General features: G+C 63.4%; 20 protein-coding genes. 8 read left to right on the top strand and 12 right to left on the bottom strand.

All coding sequences use genetic code 11. The features are described 5' to 3' along the window. Positions 1-119 precede the first annotated feature (119 nt). Positions 120-725, top strand: coding sequence for a pyridoxamine 5'-phosphate oxidase family protein (locus Q2941_RS07170; RefSeq protein WP_458192030.1), 606 nt, complete (start codon positions 120-122; stop codon positions 723-725). A 237-nt stretch (positions 726-962) separates the two neighbouring features. On the opposite strand, the gene bfr is transcribed toward Q2941_RS07170, so the two are convergent. The 3 genes from bfr to Q2941_RS07185 all read right to left on the bottom strand — a co-directional run bounded on the left by bfr (position 963) and on the right by Q2941_RS07185 (position 2,357). After that, positions 963-1,451: a bacterioferritin gene (gene bfr / locus Q2941_RS07175; protein WP_027522416.1), complete on the bottom strand. Its 489-nt coding sequence runs from the start codon at positions 1,449-1,451 to the stop codon at positions 963-965. A 133-nt stretch (positions 1,452-1,584) separates the two neighbouring features. Continuing rightward, positions 1,585-1,857: a (2Fe-2S)-binding protein gene (locus tag Q2941_RS07180; RefSeq protein WP_027522417.1), complete on the bottom strand. Its 273-nt coding sequence runs from the start codon at positions 1,855-1,857 to the stop codon at positions 1,585-1,587. A gap of 170 nt (positions 1,858-2,027) precedes the next feature. Next, entirely contained in the window at positions 2,028-2,357 is a 330-nt protein-coding gene (locus tag Q2941_RS07185) for a hypothetical protein (protein ID WP_035661974.1), read from the bottom strand. A gap of 150 nt (positions 2,358-2,507) precedes the next feature. Here Q2941_RS07185 and Q2941_RS07190 point away from each other — a divergent pair, with 150 nt between their 5' ends. Continuing rightward, positions 2,508-2,840 (top strand): hypothetical protein, encoded by a 333-nt coding sequence (locus tag Q2941_RS07190; protein ID WP_027522418.1) that lies wholly within the window; start codon positions 2,508-2,510, stop codon positions 2,838-2,840. Between the two features lie 211 nt (positions 2,841-3,051). Next, positions 3,052-3,333 carry a hypothetical protein gene (locus Q2941_RS07195; protein ID WP_027522419.1) on the top strand — a complete coding sequence of 94 codons (282 nt, stop codon included), beginning with the start codon at positions 3,052-3,054 and terminating at the stop codon, positions 3,331-3,333. A gap of 78 nt (positions 3,334-3,411) precedes the next feature. Here the strand turns inward: Q2941_RS07195 and Q2941_RS07200 are convergent, their stop codons facing one another. Continuing rightward, entirely contained in the window at positions 3,412-4,638 is a 1,227-nt protein-coding gene (locus tag Q2941_RS07200) for a lytic murein transglycosylase (RefSeq protein WP_458192031.1), read from the bottom strand. 7 nt (positions 4,639-4,645) lie between these two features. Next, positions 4,646-6,295, bottom strand: coding sequence for an energy-dependent translational throttle protein EttA (gene ettA, locus Q2941_RS07205; protein WP_027522421.1), 1,650 nt, complete (start codon positions 6,293-6,295; stop codon positions 4,646-4,648). A gap of 237 nt (positions 6,296-6,532) precedes the next feature. On the opposite strand from ettA, the gene Q2941_RS07210 reads away from it, so the two are divergent. After that, complete coding sequence (locus Q2941_RS07210; RefSeq protein WP_027522422.1) at positions 6,533-6,745, top strand: hypothetical protein; 213 nt, start codon at positions 6,533-6,535, stop codon at positions 6,743-6,745. 138 nt (positions 6,746-6,883) lie between these two features. Beyond that, a complete protein-coding gene (locus Q2941_RS07215; RefSeq protein WP_027522423.1) occupies positions 6,884-7,846 on the top strand; it encodes a D-2-hydroxyacid dehydrogenase family protein in 963 nt (320 codons plus the stop codon). Positions 7,847-7,939: 93 nt separating this feature from the next. On the opposite strand, the gene Q2941_RS07220 is transcribed toward Q2941_RS07215, so the two are convergent. From Q2941_RS07220 to Q2941_RS07230, 3 genes are all read right to left on the bottom strand, one after another. Next, a complete protein-coding gene (locus Q2941_RS07220; protein ID WP_156944223.1) occupies positions 7,940-8,269 on the bottom strand; it encodes a hypothetical protein in 330 nt (109 codons plus the stop codon). 43 nt (positions 8,270-8,312) lie between these two features. Beyond that, positions 8,313-8,654: a hypothetical protein gene (locus Q2941_RS07225; RefSeq protein ID WP_035661978.1), complete on the bottom strand. Its 342-nt coding sequence runs from the start codon at positions 8,652-8,654 to the stop codon at positions 8,313-8,315. 163 nt (positions 8,655-8,817) lie between these two features. Continuing rightward, positions 8,818-10,044, bottom strand: coding sequence for a L,D-transpeptidase (locus Q2941_RS07230; protein WP_027522425.1), 1,227 nt, complete (start codon positions 10,042-10,044; stop codon positions 8,818-8,820). A 362-nt stretch (positions 10,045-10,406) separates the two neighbouring features. Here Q2941_RS07230 and Q2941_RS07235 point away from each other — a divergent pair, with 362 nt between their 5' ends. Further along, positions 10,407-11,174, top strand: a complete 768-nt coding sequence (locus tag Q2941_RS07235) for a hypothetical protein (RefSeq protein WP_458192032.1) — start codon at positions 10,407-10,409, stop codon at positions 11,172-11,174. A 7-nt stretch (positions 11,175-11,181) separates the two neighbouring features. Here the strand turns inward: Q2941_RS07235 and sseA are convergent, their stop codons facing one another. The 3 genes from sseA to Q2941_RS07250 form a co-directional block, all read right to left on the bottom strand. Further along, positions 11,182-12,036: a 3-mercaptopyruvate sulfurtransferase gene (sseA, locus tag Q2941_RS07240; RefSeq protein ID WP_458192033.1), complete on the bottom strand. Its 855-nt coding sequence runs from the start codon at positions 12,034-12,036 to the stop codon at positions 11,182-11,184. A 206-nt stretch (positions 12,037-12,242) separates the two neighbouring features. After that, positions 12,243-12,653, bottom strand: coding sequence for a rhodanese-like domain-containing protein (locus Q2941_RS07245; RefSeq protein WP_027522427.1), 411 nt, complete (start codon positions 12,651-12,653; stop codon positions 12,243-12,245). A 135-nt stretch (positions 12,654-12,788) separates the two neighbouring features. Then, positions 12,789-13,964, bottom strand: coding sequence for a vWA domain-containing protein (locus Q2941_RS07250; RefSeq protein WP_254111151.1), 1,176 nt, complete (start codon positions 13,962-13,964; stop codon positions 12,789-12,791). A gap of 123 nt (positions 13,965-14,087) precedes the next feature. On the opposite strand from Q2941_RS07250, the gene Q2941_RS07255 reads away from it, so the two are divergent. Together Q2941_RS07255 and Q2941_RS07260 are read left to right on the top strand one after the other, a co-directional pair. After that, positions 14,088-14,333 carry a GlsB/YeaQ/YmgE family stress response membrane protein gene (locus tag Q2941_RS07255; RefSeq protein ID WP_449384625.1) on the top strand — a complete coding sequence of 82 codons (246 nt, stop codon included), beginning with the start codon at positions 14,088-14,090 and terminating at the stop codon, positions 14,331-14,333. A 93-nt stretch (positions 14,334-14,426) separates the two neighbouring features. Further along, complete coding sequence (locus Q2941_RS07260) at positions 14,427-15,269, top strand: AAA family ATPase (protein ID WP_027522430.1); 843 nt, start codon at positions 14,427-14,429, stop codon at positions 15,267-15,269. A gap of 303 nt (positions 15,270-15,572) precedes the next feature. Here Q2941_RS07260 and Q2941_RS07265 read toward each other — a convergent pair whose 3' ends face one another. Then, entirely contained in the window at positions 15,573-16,346 is a 774-nt protein-coding gene (locus Q2941_RS07265) for an outer membrane protein (protein WP_458192034.1), read from the bottom strand. Between the last annotated feature and the right edge of the window lie 331 nt (positions 16,347-16,677).

A 16,677-nucleotide genomic window follows, 5' to 3' on the forward strand; every position in this document is an offset into this window, starting at 1 on the left:
CATCATCAGCTGCTTTGTGCCGGCAGATGCTGTCTAGCGCATCATGACATGCCGGATTTCGTTAGCTGAGAGCAACCCGATCAGGTAGTTTGAGGCGCAGCTCAAACGGAGGCACGCCGTTGACCGATCTTTGCGCCGAAGACCTCGCCAGCATCTATCCGAAACCGAGCCCGCGCGTGATCGCGAAAGCGCGGCCCGCGATCGACGTGCATGCCAGGAAGTTCATCGAGATGTCGCCGTTCTGCGTGCTGGCGACGTCAGGCGCTGATGGCAGCGTCGATGCCTCGCCGCGCGGCGGCGGTCCCGGCTTCGTCCATGTCGCGGGCCCCAACCAGTTGCTGATGCCCGATCGTTCCGGCAACAACCGGATCGACAGTCTCAGGAATGTCGTCGAAGGCTCGAGCTTCGTGCACCTGCTGTTCTTCGTGCCAGGCATCGACGAGACGCTGCGCGTCGGCGGACGCGGCACGCTGTCCGCCGATCCGGAGCTGCTCGGCTCGATGGTCGAGTTCGGCAAGCCGCCGCGCGCGGTGCTCAGCGTCACGGTGAGCGAGGTCTACTTCCACTGTGGCAAAGCCTTGATGCGCTCAAAGCTGTGGTCGCCGGAGGTGAAGGTGCAGCGCGCGGTGATGCCGAGCATCGTCGAGGTCATTCACGACCAGACGGGCTTGGGCGAGCCGGAGAGCCAGGACATAGTGGAAGCGCGCTACAAGACGCAGCTGTAGCTGCCGTAACGATTACGGTGTCGTCCCGGACAAGCGAGCTCCTGGAAAACGCGGAGCGTTTGTCCAGAGCGAGCGCAGATCCGGGCCCCCCGCGCGAGCGCTTGCGCTCGTCGCGATAAGCACAAGCAGCAATTTGATGAAGACTGGCAATTGCCAGTTCGCGCAACAACACCGGCCTGTGGCTATGGGTCCCCGCCTTCGCGGGGACGACATTGGCGCATGTTGCGAGCGCGGACCTTAATGCCCTTCGCCCTCGAGTCCGCCGACGTGCTTCTGGGTGTAGAGCTCGAGGCCGATGCGGCCGATCAGGTCGAGCTGGGTCTCGAGGAAGTCGATGTGGTGCTCCTCGTCGCTCATCAGCTTCTCGAACAGGTCGCGCGTGACGTAGTCCTTCACGCTGTGGCAGTAGGTGGCCGCTTCCTGGTAGAGAGCGCGCGCGCTGATTTCGGCGGCGAGATCGCAATCGATGATCTCCTTGACGTTCTGGCCGATGCGCAGGGGATCGAGCACCTGCATGTTCGGGAAGCCGTCGAAGAACAGGATGCGCTCGGTGAGCTTGTCGGCGTGCTCCATCTCCTCGATGGATTCCTTGCGCCAGACCTTGGCCATGTCGCGCAGGCCCCAATTGTCGAGGAAGCGGTAGTGCAGCCAGTATTGATTGATCGCGGTGAGCTCGTGACGCAGTGCCTTGTTGAGATATTCGATTACTTTCGCGTCGCCCTGCATGATTCACTCCAGCTCTTGCGGCCTCATCGGTAATAAACCGAATTTAGAACGCTTCTAAAACAAGTTTGGAACGAGAGCAACCCATCGCAGGGTCGCACCCGGGGATAAGCTCAGCCGATTGAAGAAAAAGAAGTCAGCAGGCAGCGAGTGCGAAGTCGGCGGGCTCGACGATTTCGTCGTTGGCGGCGACCTGGTGGCTATGCGGGCAGCCGGCACAGCAGGACTTGGCGCACGGGCCGAGAGCTTCATCGATGATGGTCTTGATGGTGCGCGCGCAGCGTCCGCATTCGGCGCTACAACCGAGGCAGCCATAGACCTGCTTGGCATGACGCACAGCGTCGTCGGAATCGGCGACGGCGGCGCGGATGTCGTCATCGCTCAACACGTTACAGGAACAGACGATCATGGAAAGCGGCAGGCCCTTCGGTGATGCGCCAACATCGATATTTAAGGGCTCGGCCGGATGCAAAAGGAAAAACCGGTATTTGAAGCTATTCCAAACTGAGCCGCGATTCAGCCTAGAACGGGTCTAAAAAGACAACTTGCTCTGGATCAAGGTTGCAACCGAAAGCAGGCCTAATCGCCGCCTCCGCCACCACCGCTGTCCCCGCCTCCGCCGCAATCGCCACCACTGCCGCCGCTGTCACTACTGCCGCTGTCACTGCTGACGCTACAGGAGCCGCTGTCGCTCGGACTACCGGAACTATCGACCGACGAAGTATCGCTGGAGAACCAGCTCCCCAGCGCAAAGCCGTCAGTGCTTCCAGAATAGCTGTCGCCGCTATCGGCTCCGGCACCCGCGCGCGAGCGCCACCGGCTGCGGTTCTGCACATGGGTCATCAAGACGAAGCAGATGACCGAGGTGGCCCCGACGGCGATCAGGGCGCTCATCATCAGACTGTTCATGGCTTGTTGCTCGGATTTCGTGCTTCGCGGGAGCCGCCTCCCGCACGCATTCGTCGTCTTCCGCACGCATTCCGTTCATTGATCATTCAAGCAGGATATGGAACCTTGGGTGCGGAACCACGTCCGCGTCCGCTGTGAAAGGTGAAATCCATGAAGAAATCGCTCCTGGCACTCGCTGCCGCCGCCACCCTGGCCGCATCGGCGCTTGCGCCTGCGCCAGCCCATGCGCAGCGCGGTGTCGCCGCGGGCGTGGCCGCCGGCATCGTCGGCGGTGCCATCGTCGGGGGCGCGCTGGCATCCCCGTATTACTACGGACCCGGCCCCGGTTACTATTATGGTCCCGGCTATCCGCCCCCGCCCCGCTACTACGGCCCGGGCCCGGGCTATGCCGCCGACGACTATTATGGCGGCTGCGTCTGGCAGCGGCAGCGCTTCTGGGACGGTTATGCCTGGCGTGTGCGCCGCGTCCGGGTCTGTGGCTAAGACGCAAAAAGCCGGTTCATTACGGACACCCCGTTCATCTCGGGGCCCGAAAAAGACCGCTTTTTCTCGTCACAGCTCCGCGTGCGTTTACCGTGGATTGACCATTTGCGCGCTTCCTAGCCCAGAGGCCAATTTCATCAGAGTGTGCGTGAACCTTTGAACCCCTGACGTTCCTAACAAGGAGCGTCCATCTCCCAGGAGAGCCAAGAGCATGAAGAAGACTTTTGTTGCCGCCCTCACGGTTGCGACGATCGCCGGTTCGCTGGTGACCGCCACTCCGCCCGCCAAAGCCAATGACGGCGTCGGCGCCGGCATCGCAGCCGGCCTGATCGGCGGCGCCATCGTCGGCGGCGCCATCGCGTCGAGCCGTCCGGCCTATGGCGGACCGGTCTACGTGGCCGAGCCCCCGCCGCCTGCGCCCTGCTACTGGCAGCGCCAGCGTTACTGGGACGGTTACGGCTGGGTCGTCCGCCCGGTTCGCGTCTGCTACTGATCTGATCGCACGGCGCAAACGCGTCACGATCGAAGCCCGGCCGAGACCATCGGCCGGGCTTTTTTCTTTTCGGTCGCCTTATCGCGCCGCCTGGATCGAGCGCAGCACCTCTTCGCTCGGCCAGCAATCGACCTTCAACCCCGCCGACTTCTGATAGGCGCCAAGCGCCGCGCGCGTCAGCATGCCCGCCTTGCCATCGAGCTTGTCCTTGTAGAGCCCGATGCGCGTCAACCCGCGCTGCATCGCTTCGACATCCTTCGTTCGCAGTTGCTTCGAGGCCGACCAGGGCGTCGCAAACGGCAGCGCGCTCGTCATGCGATCGCTGAGATGGCCGACGAACAGCACGTAGAGATCGGAGAAATTGTATTCCTTGATGACGAAGTAGTTTTTCGTGGTCAGGAACGAGGGGCCGTAGATGCCTTCGGGCTGGAGCAGCGACGCCGGCTGCGCCAGTTCAGCCGCACTCAGCTTTTGCCCGCGCACCGGCACAAAGCCCTCGCGCAGCCACTGGCCGATCGGTTTCGTCACCTCCGGCACGCCGCTGGTGCAATCGACCTTCGCCGGCGCCTGCACCTCATAGGCCCAGCGCACACCGCTCTGCCAGCCCTTGTTGACGAGCTGCTGCGCGGCAGAGGCCAGCGCGTCCGGCACCGAATGCCAGATGTCGATGCGGCGATCGCCGTCGAAATCGACGCCGTGCTTGTAGTATTCGGAGGGCAGGAACTGCGTGAGGCCGGTGGCGCCGGCCCAGGACGCGCGCATGTCCTTACGCGTCACCACGCCCTCGCCAAGGATTTTCAGCGCCAGGATGAACTCGTTGCGGTACGTATCCTTGCGCCGGCCGACATAGGCCTGGGTCGCAAGCACGCGCACGAGATCATAAGGCAGCGTGTAGCGGCCATAGTCGGTCTCACGACCCCAGATCGCGAGCATGACGGTGGCAGGCACGCCAGAGCTCTTCTCGATTTGGGTGAGCGCGTCGCGATATTTTTGCAGCAGCCGCTGTCCCTCGCCGGCCAGCCGCGCGATCGAGGCTTCCTTGATGTAATCCGCCGGCACCTGCACGAACTCGGCCTGCGACGGCGCGCCGGTCGCGGGTCGTCCCGGCAGGATCAGATCGGGCAGCTTGTAATCAGGCTCGAGCCCGCGCGTCTGCTCATCGAACGTCGCACGCGACACGCCCTCAGCCTGCGCCTCCGGCCACAGCGATGCGATGAACTGGGTGAAGGCCGCGTCGGCGGCGTGGGCGGACGACCAGCCGCAGGTGACCACGATCACTGCAGCAATGAGCGCCCGCCGCATCATGCTGAAATCACCGCGTCAGCTTCTTGTACTTCACGCGATGCGGAATGATGCTGTCCTGGCCGAGGCGGCGCATCTTGTCTTTCTCGTAGTCCTGGAAGTTGCCCTCGAACCATTCGACATGGCTGTCGCCTTCGAAGGCCAGGATGTGGGTCGCGATGCGGTCGAGGAACCAGCGATCGTGGCTGATGATGACGGCGCAGCCGGCAAAATCCTCCAGCGCCTCTTCGAGCGCGCGCAGCGTATCGACGTCGAGGTCGTTGGTCGGTTCGTCGAGCAGCAGGACGTTGGCGCCGGACTTGAGCATCTTGGCAAGATGCACGCGGTTGCGTTCACCGCCCGACAGCGCGCCAACCTTCTTCTGCTGGTCGGCTCCCTTGAAGTTGAACGACGAGCAGTAGCCGCGCGAATTCACTTCCTTCTTGCCGAGCAGGATCAGCTCGTTGCCGCCGGAGATTTCCTCCCACACGGTCTTCTTGCCGTCGAGCGCATCGCGCGACTGGTCGACATAGCCGAGATGCACGGTCTCGCCGACCGTGATGGTGCCGTTGTCCGGGGTTTCCTGCTTGGTGATCATCTTGAACAGCGTGGTTTTGCCGGCGCCGTTCGCGCCGATCACGCCGACGATGCCGCCGGGCGGCAGCTTGAAGGTGAGATCGTCGATCAAGAGGCGGTCACCATAGCCTTTGCTGAGGCCTTCGAAGTCGACGACATTGGCGCCGAGCCGCTCGGCGACGGGAATGATGATCTGTGCGGTCTGGCTCTGCTTCTCGCTCGCCTGCTTCAACAGCTCTTCATAACGCTGATAGCGCGCCTTGGATTTTGCCTGACGCGCCTTCGGCGAGGACGCGACCCACTCCTGCTCGCGGGCCAGCGTCTTCTGGTGCGCGGCTTCCTCACGGCCTTCCTGCTCGAGCCGCTTCTGCTTCTGCACCAGCCAGGACGAGTAGTTGCCCTCGTAGGGAATGCCACGGCCGCGATCGAGCTCGAGGATCCAGCCCGTGACGTTGTCGAGGAAGTAGCGGTCGTGGGTGACGATCAGGATCGCGCCGGGATAGTTGCGCAAGTGCCCTTCAAGCCACGACACGGATTCCGCGTCGAGATGGTTGGTCGGTTCGTCCAGCAACAGCAGCTCGGGCTGGTCGAGCAGCAGCCGGCACAGCGCGACGCGGCGGCGCTCACCGCCGGACAGTTTCGTGACGTCGGCATCGTCGGGCGGGCAGCGCAGCGCGTCCATGGCCTGGTCGACCTTGCTGTCGAGATCCCAGAGGCCCTGGGCCTCGATCTCATCCTGGAGCTTGGTCATTTCGTCGGCAGTCTCGTCCGAGTAGTTGACGGCGAGCTCGTTGTAGCGGTCGAGGATCGCCTTCTGCTTGGCGACGCCCTGCATGACGTTCTCGCGCACCGAAAGCTTCGGATCGAGCTGCGGCTCCTGCTCGAGATAGCCGACGCGGGCGCCGTCGGCGACCCACGCCTCGCCGGTATACTCCTTGTCGAGGCCCGCCATGATCTTGAGGAGGGTCGACTTACCGGAGCCGTTGACGCCGAGCACGCCGATCTTGGCGTCCGGGTAGAAGCTCAGGCGGATGTTGTCGAGCACCTTGCGGGTCGGGTAGCTCTTGGTCAGACCTTCCATGAAATAGACGAACTGGCGCGCCATCGGTCCCGTAAAACCTTCGATTTGAGGAAATTTGCTTGCCGCCGATGTAGCGATCCCGCCCCCAAAGGGCAACGTTTTCCCTCCGTTCACCACGGTTGAATACGGGATGGACACCATCCGGACGGCCGATCCGGACAATTGAAACCATTTTTTAATAAAGCAGGCCAAAGCTGGTCGTGGCGCCACAAAAAGCGCCACCCGCGGCAGAAGCGGCGGGGAGAACAGCGAGGCCGTATCATGGCAATGATCGAGACAACCTCTCATCCCGTCCCGGCAGGAGCCGGAGGCTCTAACCTCTTTGCCGAGTTCCGCGCGTTCTGGGTCCGGTTCTTCGCCACGGCTTTCAATCCCTACCGCCCGGAACTGCACTACATGCGCGGCCCCGGCCCCGCCTGGCGCGCCAAGCACGGCATGGATGCGCCGTTCCGCCTGAAGCCGCGCGACCTCTGACGCCTCGCCTGCTGCCGGATTTTTGAAGCTTCCCGCCGCTTGCGCCGGCTGCCGATTGCGCGCAAGCATGGCGAGGTTCGATCGATGGCGTCTCCTGCCCGCGCTATCGCCCCTCGCCATGGATGGACGGTTTCCCCGATGACACGGCTGCGCTGTGCAATTCTCGACGACTATTTCAACATCGCCCAAGACGTCGCCGACTGGTCGAAGATCTCCGACCGTGTCGACGTCACGGTGTTCAACCATCCCTTCGCCTCCGAGCAGGCTGCGGCCGGCGCGCTCGGAGATTTCGAGATCATCTGCGCGATGCGCGAGCGCACGGCGTTTCCCAAGAGCCTGTTCGAGGCGCTCCCCAAGCTGAAGCTGCTGCTGACCTCCGGCATGCGCAACGCCGCGATCGACATGGCGGCGGCGAAGGCGCGCGACGTCGTGGTCTGCGGCACGCAATATTCCCGCGATCCGACCGCCGGGCTGACCATGGGCCTGATCCTGGAATTGACCCGCGGCATCGGCCGCGAGAACGCGCGCATGCATGCGGGCGAGCCCTGGCAGACTTTTGCCGGCATCGAAATCGAGGGCCGGACGCTTGGCGTTGTCGGGCTCGGCAAGCTCGGCAGCAAGGTCGCGGGCATCGCGAAGTCGTTCGGCATGAACGTCATCGCATGGAGCCCCAACCTGACGGCCGAGAAATGCGGAGAACTCGGCGTCGGCTACGCCAGCAAGGAAGAGCTGTTTGCGAAGGCCGATATCATCACCATCCACGTGGTGCTGAGCGAGCGCTCGCGGGGACTGGTCGGCGCCGCCGATCTCGCGCGGATGAAGCCGACCGCCTATCTCGTCAACACCGCGCGTGGGCCGATCGTCGACGAGGCGGCGCTGCTCGAGGCGCTGCAACAGAAGAAGATCGCGGGTGCCGGCATCGACGTGTTCTCGATCGAGCCGCTGCCGACCGATCATCCAATCCGCAAGCTCGACAATGTCGTGCTGACGCCGCACCTCGGCTACGCCACCGCGGACGGGCTACGCATCCATTACGGCCAGATGGTCGAGGCGATCGACGCCTGGACGAAGGGCAGCGAGCCACAGCGAAGGCTCACCTGATCAAAACTCCGCAACCGTCATTGCGAGCGTCTGGTGACACCGAGCCGCGCGGAGATGGGGAGGTGCTCGTCTCATCACAGGCGCCCTTCGCGTTCAACCGCCCGATCCGTCAAACAGCTGCAGATAATCCTTGAGATAGAAATGTATCGCCTGGTCGGCCAAGAACAGTAACAAAACACTCGACAGCAGGATCGCCCCCATCCTGACGATGTCTCTCCGGCTATTTATGCGATACGCGCGGTAAATGAGATAGGCGGCTACAGCGCCCCATGCCCACATCAAGATCTCGTCCGGAAAGTCACGCGCCGCACCATATGCGGTCTCGCTTGGGTATCCGTGTGAGCGGACCGCGAGAGAAAGGACCGACATTGCGGGCATCAGCGAGAACGAAATCGCCAACATAGAGCGATATGCCCACGTCATGAGCAAGCACCTGCGGGTTCACGGAGCCAGATATTCTATTCCGTCATCCGCCCTGCCCGAAATCGAGTTGCAGATAGTCCTTGAGATAGAAATCGACAGCGTGTTTGGCAGACAAGAACAACAAAACGTACGACAGCAGAATCACCCCGAGATGGACAACGCCTCTCCGATTATTTACGCGGAATGCGCGGTAGATGAGATAGAGCGCTAACGCGAAGCTTACCCAGATCAAAACCTGTCGAGGAAGTTCAACCGCCCTATCATACTCGGTAATATGGCTATCGGGAAAACCTGCAAACATCAAAGAGAATACAAGATCCTGGGCAAAGGCTAACGGCGTCAGCGAAAACAAAACTGCCAATAGCGCGCGAGATGTCCGTTTCATGCACCGAACCACGCGATCATTTCAGCCCGCCAATATTCTCGCGGCGTGGTTCGAAGGTGAGCCGTCCAGGTTGTCTTGACCTTGCGGCGTGGCGCGTGATCCCATTTGCAGCCGCCCAGGTCTTGCCCTATCGGAGCAGGTCAGGACACTCCAGACAGGAGACCTAGCGCACCGTGACGGGCGCCGGCAGCGGCGGCACCACGGTCGGCTGCGCGCCCGGGGCCGGGCCGGCTTGAGCGGCCATCGGGGCAGGCGCAGCAATGCCGGGCGCCGGTGCAGCAGATGCAGTTGCCGTTCCCGGCGGCGGGCCGCCAGGCATCACGACGACGCGGGTGCCAACCTTGACGCGATCGAACAGGTCGGAGACGTCCTCGTTCAGCATGCCGATGCAGCCCGAGGAGACGAACTTGCCGATCGTCGAGGGCTGGTTGGTGCCGTGGATGCGGTAGACGGTCGAGCCGAGATACATTGCGCGCGCGCCGAGCGGATTGCCGGGACCGCCGGCCATGAAGCGCGGCAGATAGGGCTGGCGTTCGATCATTTCCGTCGGCGGATGCCAATCCGGCCACTCAGCCTTGCGGGTGATCTTTTGCACGCCGGTCCAGGTGAAACCGTCGCGACCGACGCGCACGCCGTAGCGGATCGCACGGCCACTGCCGAGCACATAGTAAAGGTAGGTGTTCGGGGTATCGACGACGAGCGTGCCGGCCGGCTCCTTGGTCTGGAACGCGACTTCCTGGCGGCGCAGGTTCGGCGACAACTGCGTGGGCGCAGCGTCAGGCTGCTCCTCGGGGGGAAGCGCCGCAACCGTCATCGGTTGGCCATTCGGACCGGCAGGCCGGACGGCGCCGGTCGCGGCGGGTCCACCGACGCCTTCCGGCGGACGCAGACCGTCATCGGCGCCCTGCGGCGCGGCCGGACGGTCGGCATAGATCACTGCGGGCGGGCCCGCGGGGCGGCCATAGCGGGGATCATCCGGCGACATCACCGGGCCCTGCGGCGCATTGTTGGAATAGACCGGCGCACCGGCCGGACGGCCGTAACGCGGATCGTCCGGCGACATCACCGGGCCCTGGGGCGCGTTGTTGGAGTAGACTGGGGCACCCGCAGGGCGGCCATAGCGCGGATCATCCGGCGACATCACCGGACCGGACGGGCCGGGCGGCGGCAGCGCGGCAGAATTCCGCGGCTGCTGCGGCGGCATCGCGTCGTCGTCATCATCGAGCGCGTCGAAATTCGGCACGCGGTCGCCGGGACGATATTCGGACGGGTAGCCCTGCTGGTAGACCGGGGCCTGCTGGACCGGATAGCTCTGCTGAGCCTGCGCGAGCGAGGTTCCCGCCGCAGCGGCTGTCGCGGCAGCGCAAATCGTCAGAAAATGTTTGATCATCATCGCCCTAGTTTAGACCCCCGGCCCAACCGGACCGTTAACGGCACATGGACGAAGATCGCGGCACATTCAAGACAAAACAGGCCGATTTGGGCCTGATTTGGTGATTTGTGATCGGCGGCGCGACCGTTGCTTCGGTGCATCACGGACCGGAAATCGCGCGGGCCCGCAGGTCGCCGGACTCTCCGCCCCCGATTTTTGCGGAACGGCTCAGGAGTGTTCGGGTATTCTCGAATCAGCTTGATTCGCCCTCCGCTTTGACCAGCTTCCCGCGCGGCGAACGCGGCAACTCAGTACCGTCACCGCGTTCAGATGGCTCAAGGGCCTTGGCACCAACCTGCCAAGGCGGAAATTGCGCTTCGATGCTTCCCGGCTTTCGCTTCCTGTTTGCCGCGATCCTGTTGTCTACCTCCATCCTGGTGTTCGGCTTAGGGGCCGCCGCGCTGCTGCGGGCGACGCATGAGCAGTTCGTCAGCAATCCGTCCTGGCGAAACGGCCCGCAGGAGCAGGTGTTTGCGCAAGCGACCGAGCCGGTGCTCGCGGCGCTCCGCGCCGAGCCGCTGCCGCCCTCGACGTCGGTGCGAGACGAGGTCCCGACCGTCGGCCTTCCCGAAAGCGGACCTGAACAGGTTGCCGCACTGACACCGGAGATGGGCAGCGAGCCGGCGGCATCGGCTGCCGGCGAACCGGCCGCTGCTGAAGCGCCCCCTCCGCCGGCCGAGATACCGGCGCCGCAATCCGCATCGGCCGAAACCACAGCTTCGACCAGCGAGACCATGCCCGCTACCGGCGAGGCGGTGCCGACGCCGGTCGCCTCACCCGAGCCGCAACAGGCTGACGCCGCCAGCCCCGCGCCATCGGAAACAATCACAGAGGTCGCAGCGCTCGCTGCTGCCACGACGGTCGTCGCGCAGGATCCGCCGGCGAAAGCGAAGGCCGCGAGCGACACGGCTGACAAGCAGCCCACCAAGCAGCGCGCGCATAAGAAACGCCACCCGATCGTGCGGCGCCCGCCACCACCGCCAATGCCAGGGCAGCAGATCTTCAATCCCTTCGCCACGCAGCCGCTACAGCAGTATCAGCAGCAATATCAGCAGCCGGCCTACGCGGCGACCACCCGCACACGCTGAGCGGACCTCACGCCGGCCCGGTCGCAATGGCCGGGCCGCCTTCCTGGCCCCATTCCGACCATGAGCCGTCATAAAGCGCGGTGTCGGTGACGCCTAACCGATAGAGCGCGAGCGTCAGCACGCCGGCGGAAACGCCGGAGCCGCAGCTCGTCACGATCGGCGCGTCGAGCTTGACGCCGCCGCCGGTGAAGGCGGCGCGCAGATCATCGAGCGGCTTCATTTCGCCGGTCGCGGCATCGAACAATTGGGCGTAGGGCACGTTGCGGGCGCCCGGGATGTGGCCGGAGCGGATGCCCGGCCGCGGCTCCGCGGCGCGGCCCTCGAAGCGCTCTGCCGGACGCGCATCGATCACCTGCTCGGCACGGCTTTCGACGTTGGCGATCAACTGCTGCATGCTGCGCACGCGCTTCGGATCGTAGCTTGCCTTGAACGTCGCGGGCTTCGGCTTCACCTCGCCGCCCTCCACGGGACGCCCCTCTGCGCGCCACTTCTTCAGCCCGCCATTGAGGATGCGCACGTTGCTGTGGCCGTAGGACAAAAACATCCACCACGCCCGCGGTGCGGCGACCCAGCCGCCGGCATCGTAGATCACGACGGTATCGGCATTGCCGATGCCGAGACTGCCGACGTCACGGCCGAATTGCTCGGCGCTCGGGAACATGTGCGGCAACGGGTTGGAATGGTCGGACACCGCGTCGACATCGAAGAACACCGCTCCCGGCAGATGCGCGGCGAGATAGTCGTCCTTCGGCAGCGGCAGCACGCCCGGCAGCTTGAAGGTGGCGTCGAGCACCTTCACGTTGGCATCGTTGATGTGGGCGGCGAGCCATTCGGTGGAGACGAGGGGATCGGTGGTGGTCATTGCATGCATTTCCTTGTCGTCATTCCGGGGCGCGCGTGAGCGAGGTTGAAGCAGTGCGCGTCAAAACGCCGCTGTCATCGCCCGGCTTGAACCGGGCGATCCAGTATTCCAGAGGCGGTCGCGATTGAGCCGAGAGGCCGCGGCGTACTGGATTCCCCGCTTTCGCGGGGAATGACGCCGGAGCTGGGAGTGACAGCGAAGCACCCTCACCCCTTCTTCGGCTCCCACTTTTCCACCGGCCCGCCGGCATCGCGCCAGGCGGCATAACCGCCGGCGATGTGGGCGACGGGTTTGAGACCCATGTCCTGCGCGGTCTTGGCGGCGAGCGCGGAGCGCAGGCCGCCGGCGCAATGGAAGACGAACTTCTTGTCCTCCTGGAAGATCGGCTTCGCATAGGGGCTCTGCGGATCGATCCAGAATTCGAGCATGCCGCGGGTACAGGCAAACGCGCCGGGAATGCGGCCGTCGCGCTCGATCTCGCGGGGGTCGCGGATGTCGACGATCACGACGTCGCCGCTCTTGGAGATTTCGATGGCGTCCTTGGCGGTGAGCGTTTCGATCTCGGCATTGGCCTCGTCGACCAGCGCCTTGATGCCGCGGGTGATGTTTTGGGGCATGTTGTGTCTCCCTCTTCTTTCGTCATTCCGGGGCACGCGAAGCGCGAGCCCGGAATCCATTTCTCCACCAACACCGCGGTCCGATGGACTCCGGGCTCGATGCTTCGCATCGCCCCGGAATGACAGCGTGTGTGGTCAGTGCGTCAGCTCCTTCATCGCGCCCTCGAGCCCCTCGATGGTGATCGGGAACATGCGGTTGGCGAAGATGCGGCGGATGATGGTGGTCGATTCCGAATAGTCCCAGTGCTTCTGCTGCACCGGGTTCAGCCACACCGCATGCGGATAGGTGCGGATGATGCGATCGAGCCAGACCGAGCCCGGCTCCTCGTTGACGTGCTCGACCGAGCCGCCCGGCACCATGATCTCGTAAGGCGACATCGAGGCGTCGCCGACGAACACGACCTTGTAGTCGTGCGGATATTTGTGCAGCACGTCCCAGGTCGGCGTGCGGTCGGTGAAACGCCGCTTGTTCTGCTTCCACACGCCCTCATAGAGGCAGTTGTGGAAGTAGAAATACTCCATGTGCTTGAACTCGCTCTTCGCCGCCGAGAACAGCTCCTCGACCTGCTCGATATGCGAATCCATCGAGCCGCCGATGTCGAAGAACACCAGGAGCTTGACCGCGTTGCGCCGCTCGGGGCGCATGACGACGTCGAGATAGCCGTGGTTGGCGGTTTGCTTGATCGTATTGTCGAGATCGAGCTCGTCCGGCGCACCGGTGCGCGCGAATTTGCGCAGGCGGCGCAGTGCGACCTTGATGTTGCGGATGCCAAGCTCGACATTGCCGTCGAGATCCTTGAACTCGCGCTTGTCCCACACTTTCACGGCACGGTTGTTGCGGTTCTTCTCCTGCCCGATGCGCACGCCCTCGGGATTGTAGCCATAGGCGCCGAACGGCGAGGTGCCGGCGGTGCCGATCCATTTGCTGCCGCCCTGATGGCGGCCCTTTTGCTCCTCGAGCCGCTTCTTCAGAGTCTCCATGAGCTTGTCCCAGCCCATGGCCTCGATCTGCTTCTTCTCTTCTTCCGTGAGGTACTTTTCGGCGAGCTTCTTCAGCCACTCCTCGGGGATCTCCGCCTTGTCCATGGCGTCGAGCAGGCTTTCCAACCCCTTGAACACGGTGCCGAAGACGCGGTCGAACTTGTCGAGGTTGCGCTCGTCCTTCACCAGCGAGGCGCGCGACAGATAGTAGAAATTCTCGACCGTGTAGTCCGCGAGGTCGGCGTCGAGCGCCTCCATCAGCGTGAGGTATTCGCGCAGCGTCACAGGGACCTGCGCGTCGCGCAATGAGGTGAAGAATTGCAGGAACATGGGTGACAGATTGCCCGTCGGATGGCTCCCGTCAAGGGGCGCGGCTTTCGGCCAAGGTCTGGACCGGGAGGCTTTTTGCTCTAGAATTGCCGCGCTTCAGGCTTGGTTTTGGGGATCTTTGCCATGGGAATTATCGCAGCGCTGATCATTGGCGCGATTGCTGGCTGGCTCGCCGGGAAAATAGTCCACGGGGCGGGATTTGGCCTCATCGGCAACATCGTGGTCGGCATCATCGGCGCGCTGGTCGCGGGCTGGATCCTGCCGCAGCTCGGCATCGGACTCGCCACCGGCACGTTCGGCTCGATCCTGGACGCCACGATCGGTGCGGTGATTGTGCTCGTCATCCTTTCGCTGATAAAACGGGCCTGAAAAGCTTGACCTAACCCGGAACGGCCGCTCGGAGCGGCCGTTCCCATGTTGTGGCGGAGGTGCACCTCGCCCGATGACCAACAAGGACGCGCGATGAAGTTTACCGGCACCAAGGACTATGTTGCGACCGACGATCTCAAGGTCGCCGTCAACGCCTCGATCGTGCTGGAGCGCCCGCTGCTGGTGAAGGGCGAGCCCGGCACGGGCAAGACGGTGCTGGCCGAGGAAGTTGCGAAAGCGCTGAATGCGCCACTCCTCACCTGGCACATCAAGTCCACCACCAAGGCGCAGCAGGGCCTCTACGAATATGACGCGGTCTCGCGCCTGCGCGATAGCCAGCTTGGCGATGCCCGCGTGTCCGACATCAAGAACTACATCAAGCGCGGCAAGCTGTGGGACGCCTTCACCGCCGAGCAGCGCCCGGTGCTGCTGATCGACGAGATCGACAAGGCCGACATCGAGTTTCCGAACGACCTACTGCTCGAGCTCGACCGCATGGAATTCCATGTCTACGAGACCGGTGAGACGATCAAGGCGAAGCAGCGCCCGATCATGATGATCACCTCCAACAACGAGAAGGAGCTGCCGGACGCCTTCCTGCGCCGCTGCTTCTTCCACTACATCAAGTTCCCCGACGCCGAGACCATGGGCCGCATCGTCGACGTCCACTTCCCCGGCATCAAGAAGCGCCTGGTGGAAGAGGCTTTGCGCATCTTCTTCGAGGTGCGCGAGGTGCCCGGCCTGAAGAAGAAGCCCTCGACCTCCGAGCTGCTCGACTGGCTGAAGCTGCTCCTCAACGAGGAGATGACGCCGGAACAGCTCCGCGAACGCGACCCGCGCAAACTGATCCCACCGCTGCACGGCGCGCTGCTGAAGAACGAACAGGACGTGCACCTATTCGAGCGGCTGGCGTTCTTGAGCCGGCGGGAAGTCTAGTTAGCGCGTAGCTGTCGCACCACACACCGCAGTCATTCCCCGCAAAAGCGGAATCCTGTACGCCGCGGCCCCTGCGTATCCCACCACTGCCTCTTGAATACTGGATCGCCCGCCCCAGCGCGCAATTGCGCACAAGGCGGGCGATGACGGCGAGAATGCGGAGCGCGCGCACCTCAATCTCGTCATTGCGAGCGGAGCGAAGCAATCCAGAGTCTTTCCGCGGCGGCAGTCTGGATTGCTTCGCTGCGCTCGCAATGACGGAGCAAACGCGCCGCCACTCACCAACTTCCATTCGCGCGAGGATCAGTACTTCGCGACGAGCGGACCACCCCAGCGGTAGTTCAGGCGAACCAGGCCGATGTCGATGTCCTGGCCGATACGGGCGGTTCCTGCAAAAGCGCCCGGCGGAAGACCAAAGACTCCGGTGAAGTAGAAGTTCACGTCGCGATGACCCATGAACAGGTGATCGTATTCAACACCGACCGACCAGTTCGGAGCGAAGCCAAATTCGAGGCCAGCCCCCACTGTGCCACCCCAGCGAGTTTCGCTCGCGGTGTCGATCGCCAGCCCGGTCGGAATATCGGAAGCGCGATATTTGTCACGGACGACCGCGGCGCCACCCTTCACATAGAGCAGCACGTTGTTCCAGGCATAGCCGACCTGGCCTGTGAACAGGCCGAACGCATCGATCCTTGATTCATCCTGGACGGTCGCGAAGACGAGGTTGGCATTGGCCCCCTTGAAATCAGCCCAGTTGCCCTGTGCTTCCACGCCGAACACCCAGCTCGCCATCTGCCAGCGGTAGCCGATCTGACCGCCGACCGTGCCTCCCGTGGCATTGTGGCACCCCATGGAAGCGGGCGGAACGACGACCACGCCACCCATATTGATCAGGTCCCAGCACTTATGGGCAGAGCCTCCACCACCATTGATGCCGATGTAGAAGCCGCTCCAGTCATAGATCGGAGCAACCACTGGAGGGGGCGCCTTGGTGTACGGCCGAGCCGCCAGATCAGCGGCCGAGGCAGGAGCGGCAAGTGCGACGAGGGCAAACGTGCCCAGCAAGATCTTCTTCATGGTGTCGACCCCGAAATCGAATCTACTGCGGAGCCCCCACGCACAACCTATCATTGTCCTCCAAAATTCACGTCACCCGAACGCCACACCGCAGAGAAAGGTGAGAGTTCCTCAACCGGACGTTGGTACCGCAGCCATCGCGGATTACGCGCAGCTCAAAGCGTAGATGGTAGATCGATCGGGTGGGTTAGCCGAAGGCGTAACCCGCCACTTTGTCTACGCGTCGCCAGACGTGGTGGGTTACGCTTCGCTAATACTACTGAGTCAGTTGGTCGCGGCGGCTTAGGTGTGAGAATCAAGTATCTGTAGGGATTCAGAATTTGGCACGCGG

The organism is Bradyrhizobium sp. UFLA05-153, from assembly GCF_054185185.1.

Bases quoted from the DNA above. Each gene is read 5' to 3' on its own strand.
- bfr (WP_027522416.1), bottom strand. From the start codon at position 1,451: ATGCAGGGCGACGCGAAAGTAATCGAATATCTCAACAAGGCACTGCGT.
- Q2941_RS07180 (WP_027522417.1), bottom strand. From the start codon at position 1,857: ATGATCGTCTGTTCCTGTAACGTGTTGAGCGATGACGACATCCGCGCC.
- Q2941_RS07185 (WP_035661974.1), bottom strand. From the start codon at position 2,357: ATGAACAGTCTGATGATGAGCGCCCTGATCGCCGTCGGGGCCACCTCG.
- Q2941_RS07190 (WP_027522418.1), top strand. From the start codon at position 2,508: ATGAAGAAATCGCTCCTGGCACTCGCTGCCGCCGCCACCCTGGCCGCA.
- Q2941_RS07195 (WP_027522419.1), top strand. From the start codon at position 3,052: ATGAAGAAGACTTTTGTTGCCGCCCTCACGGTTGCGACGATCGCCGGT.
- Q2941_RS07200 (WP_458192031.1), bottom strand. From the start codon at position 4,638: ATGATGCGGCGGGCGCTCATTGCTGCAGTGATCGTGGTCACCTGCGGC.
- ettA (WP_027522421.1), bottom strand. From the start codon at position 6,295: ATGGCGCGCCAGTTCGTCTATTTCATGGAAGGTCTGACCAAGAGCTAC.
- Q2941_RS07210 (WP_027522422.1), top strand. From the start codon at position 6,533: ATGGCAATGATCGAGACAACCTCTCATCCCGTCCCGGCAGGAGCCGGA.
- Q2941_RS07215 (WP_027522423.1), top strand. From the start codon at position 6,884: ATGACACGGCTGCGCTGTGCAATTCTCGACGACTATTTCAACATCGCC.
- Q2941_RS07220 (WP_156944223.1), bottom strand. From the start codon at position 8,269: ATGACGTGGGCATATCGCTCTATGTTGGCGATTTCGTTCTCGCTGATG.
- Q2941_RS07225 (WP_035661978.1), bottom strand. From the start codon at position 8,654: ATGAAACGGACATCTCGCGCGCTATTGGCAGTTTTGTTTTCGCTGACG.
- Q2941_RS07230 (WP_027522425.1), bottom strand. From the start codon at position 10,044: ATGATCAAACATTTTCTGACGATTTGCGCTGCCGCGACAGCCGCTGCG.
- Q2941_RS07235 (WP_458192032.1), top strand. From the start codon at position 10,407: ATGCTTCCCGGCTTTCGCTTCCTGTTTGCCGCGATCCTGTTGTCTACC.
- sseA (WP_458192033.1), bottom strand. From the start codon at position 12,036: ATGACCACCACCGATCCCCTCGTCTCCACCGAATGGCTCGCCGCCCAC.
- Q2941_RS07245 (WP_027522427.1), bottom strand. From the start codon at position 12,653: ATGCCCCAAAACATCACCCGCGGCATCAAGGCGCTGGTCGACGAGGCC.
- Q2941_RS07250 (WP_254111151.1), bottom strand. From the start codon at position 13,964: ATGTTCCTGCAATTCTTCACCTCATTGCGCGACGCGCAGGTCCCTGTG.
- Q2941_RS07255 (WP_449384625.1), top strand. From the start codon at position 14,088: ATGGGAATTATCGCAGCGCTGATCATTGGCGCGATTGCTGGCTGGCTC.
- Q2941_RS07260 (WP_027522430.1), top strand. From the start codon at position 14,427: ATGAAGTTTACCGGCACCAAGGACTATGTTGCGACCGACGATCTCAAG.
- Q2941_RS07265 (WP_458192034.1), bottom strand. From the start codon at position 16,346: ATGAAGAAGATCTTGCTGGGCACGTTTGCCCTCGTCGCACTTGCCGCT.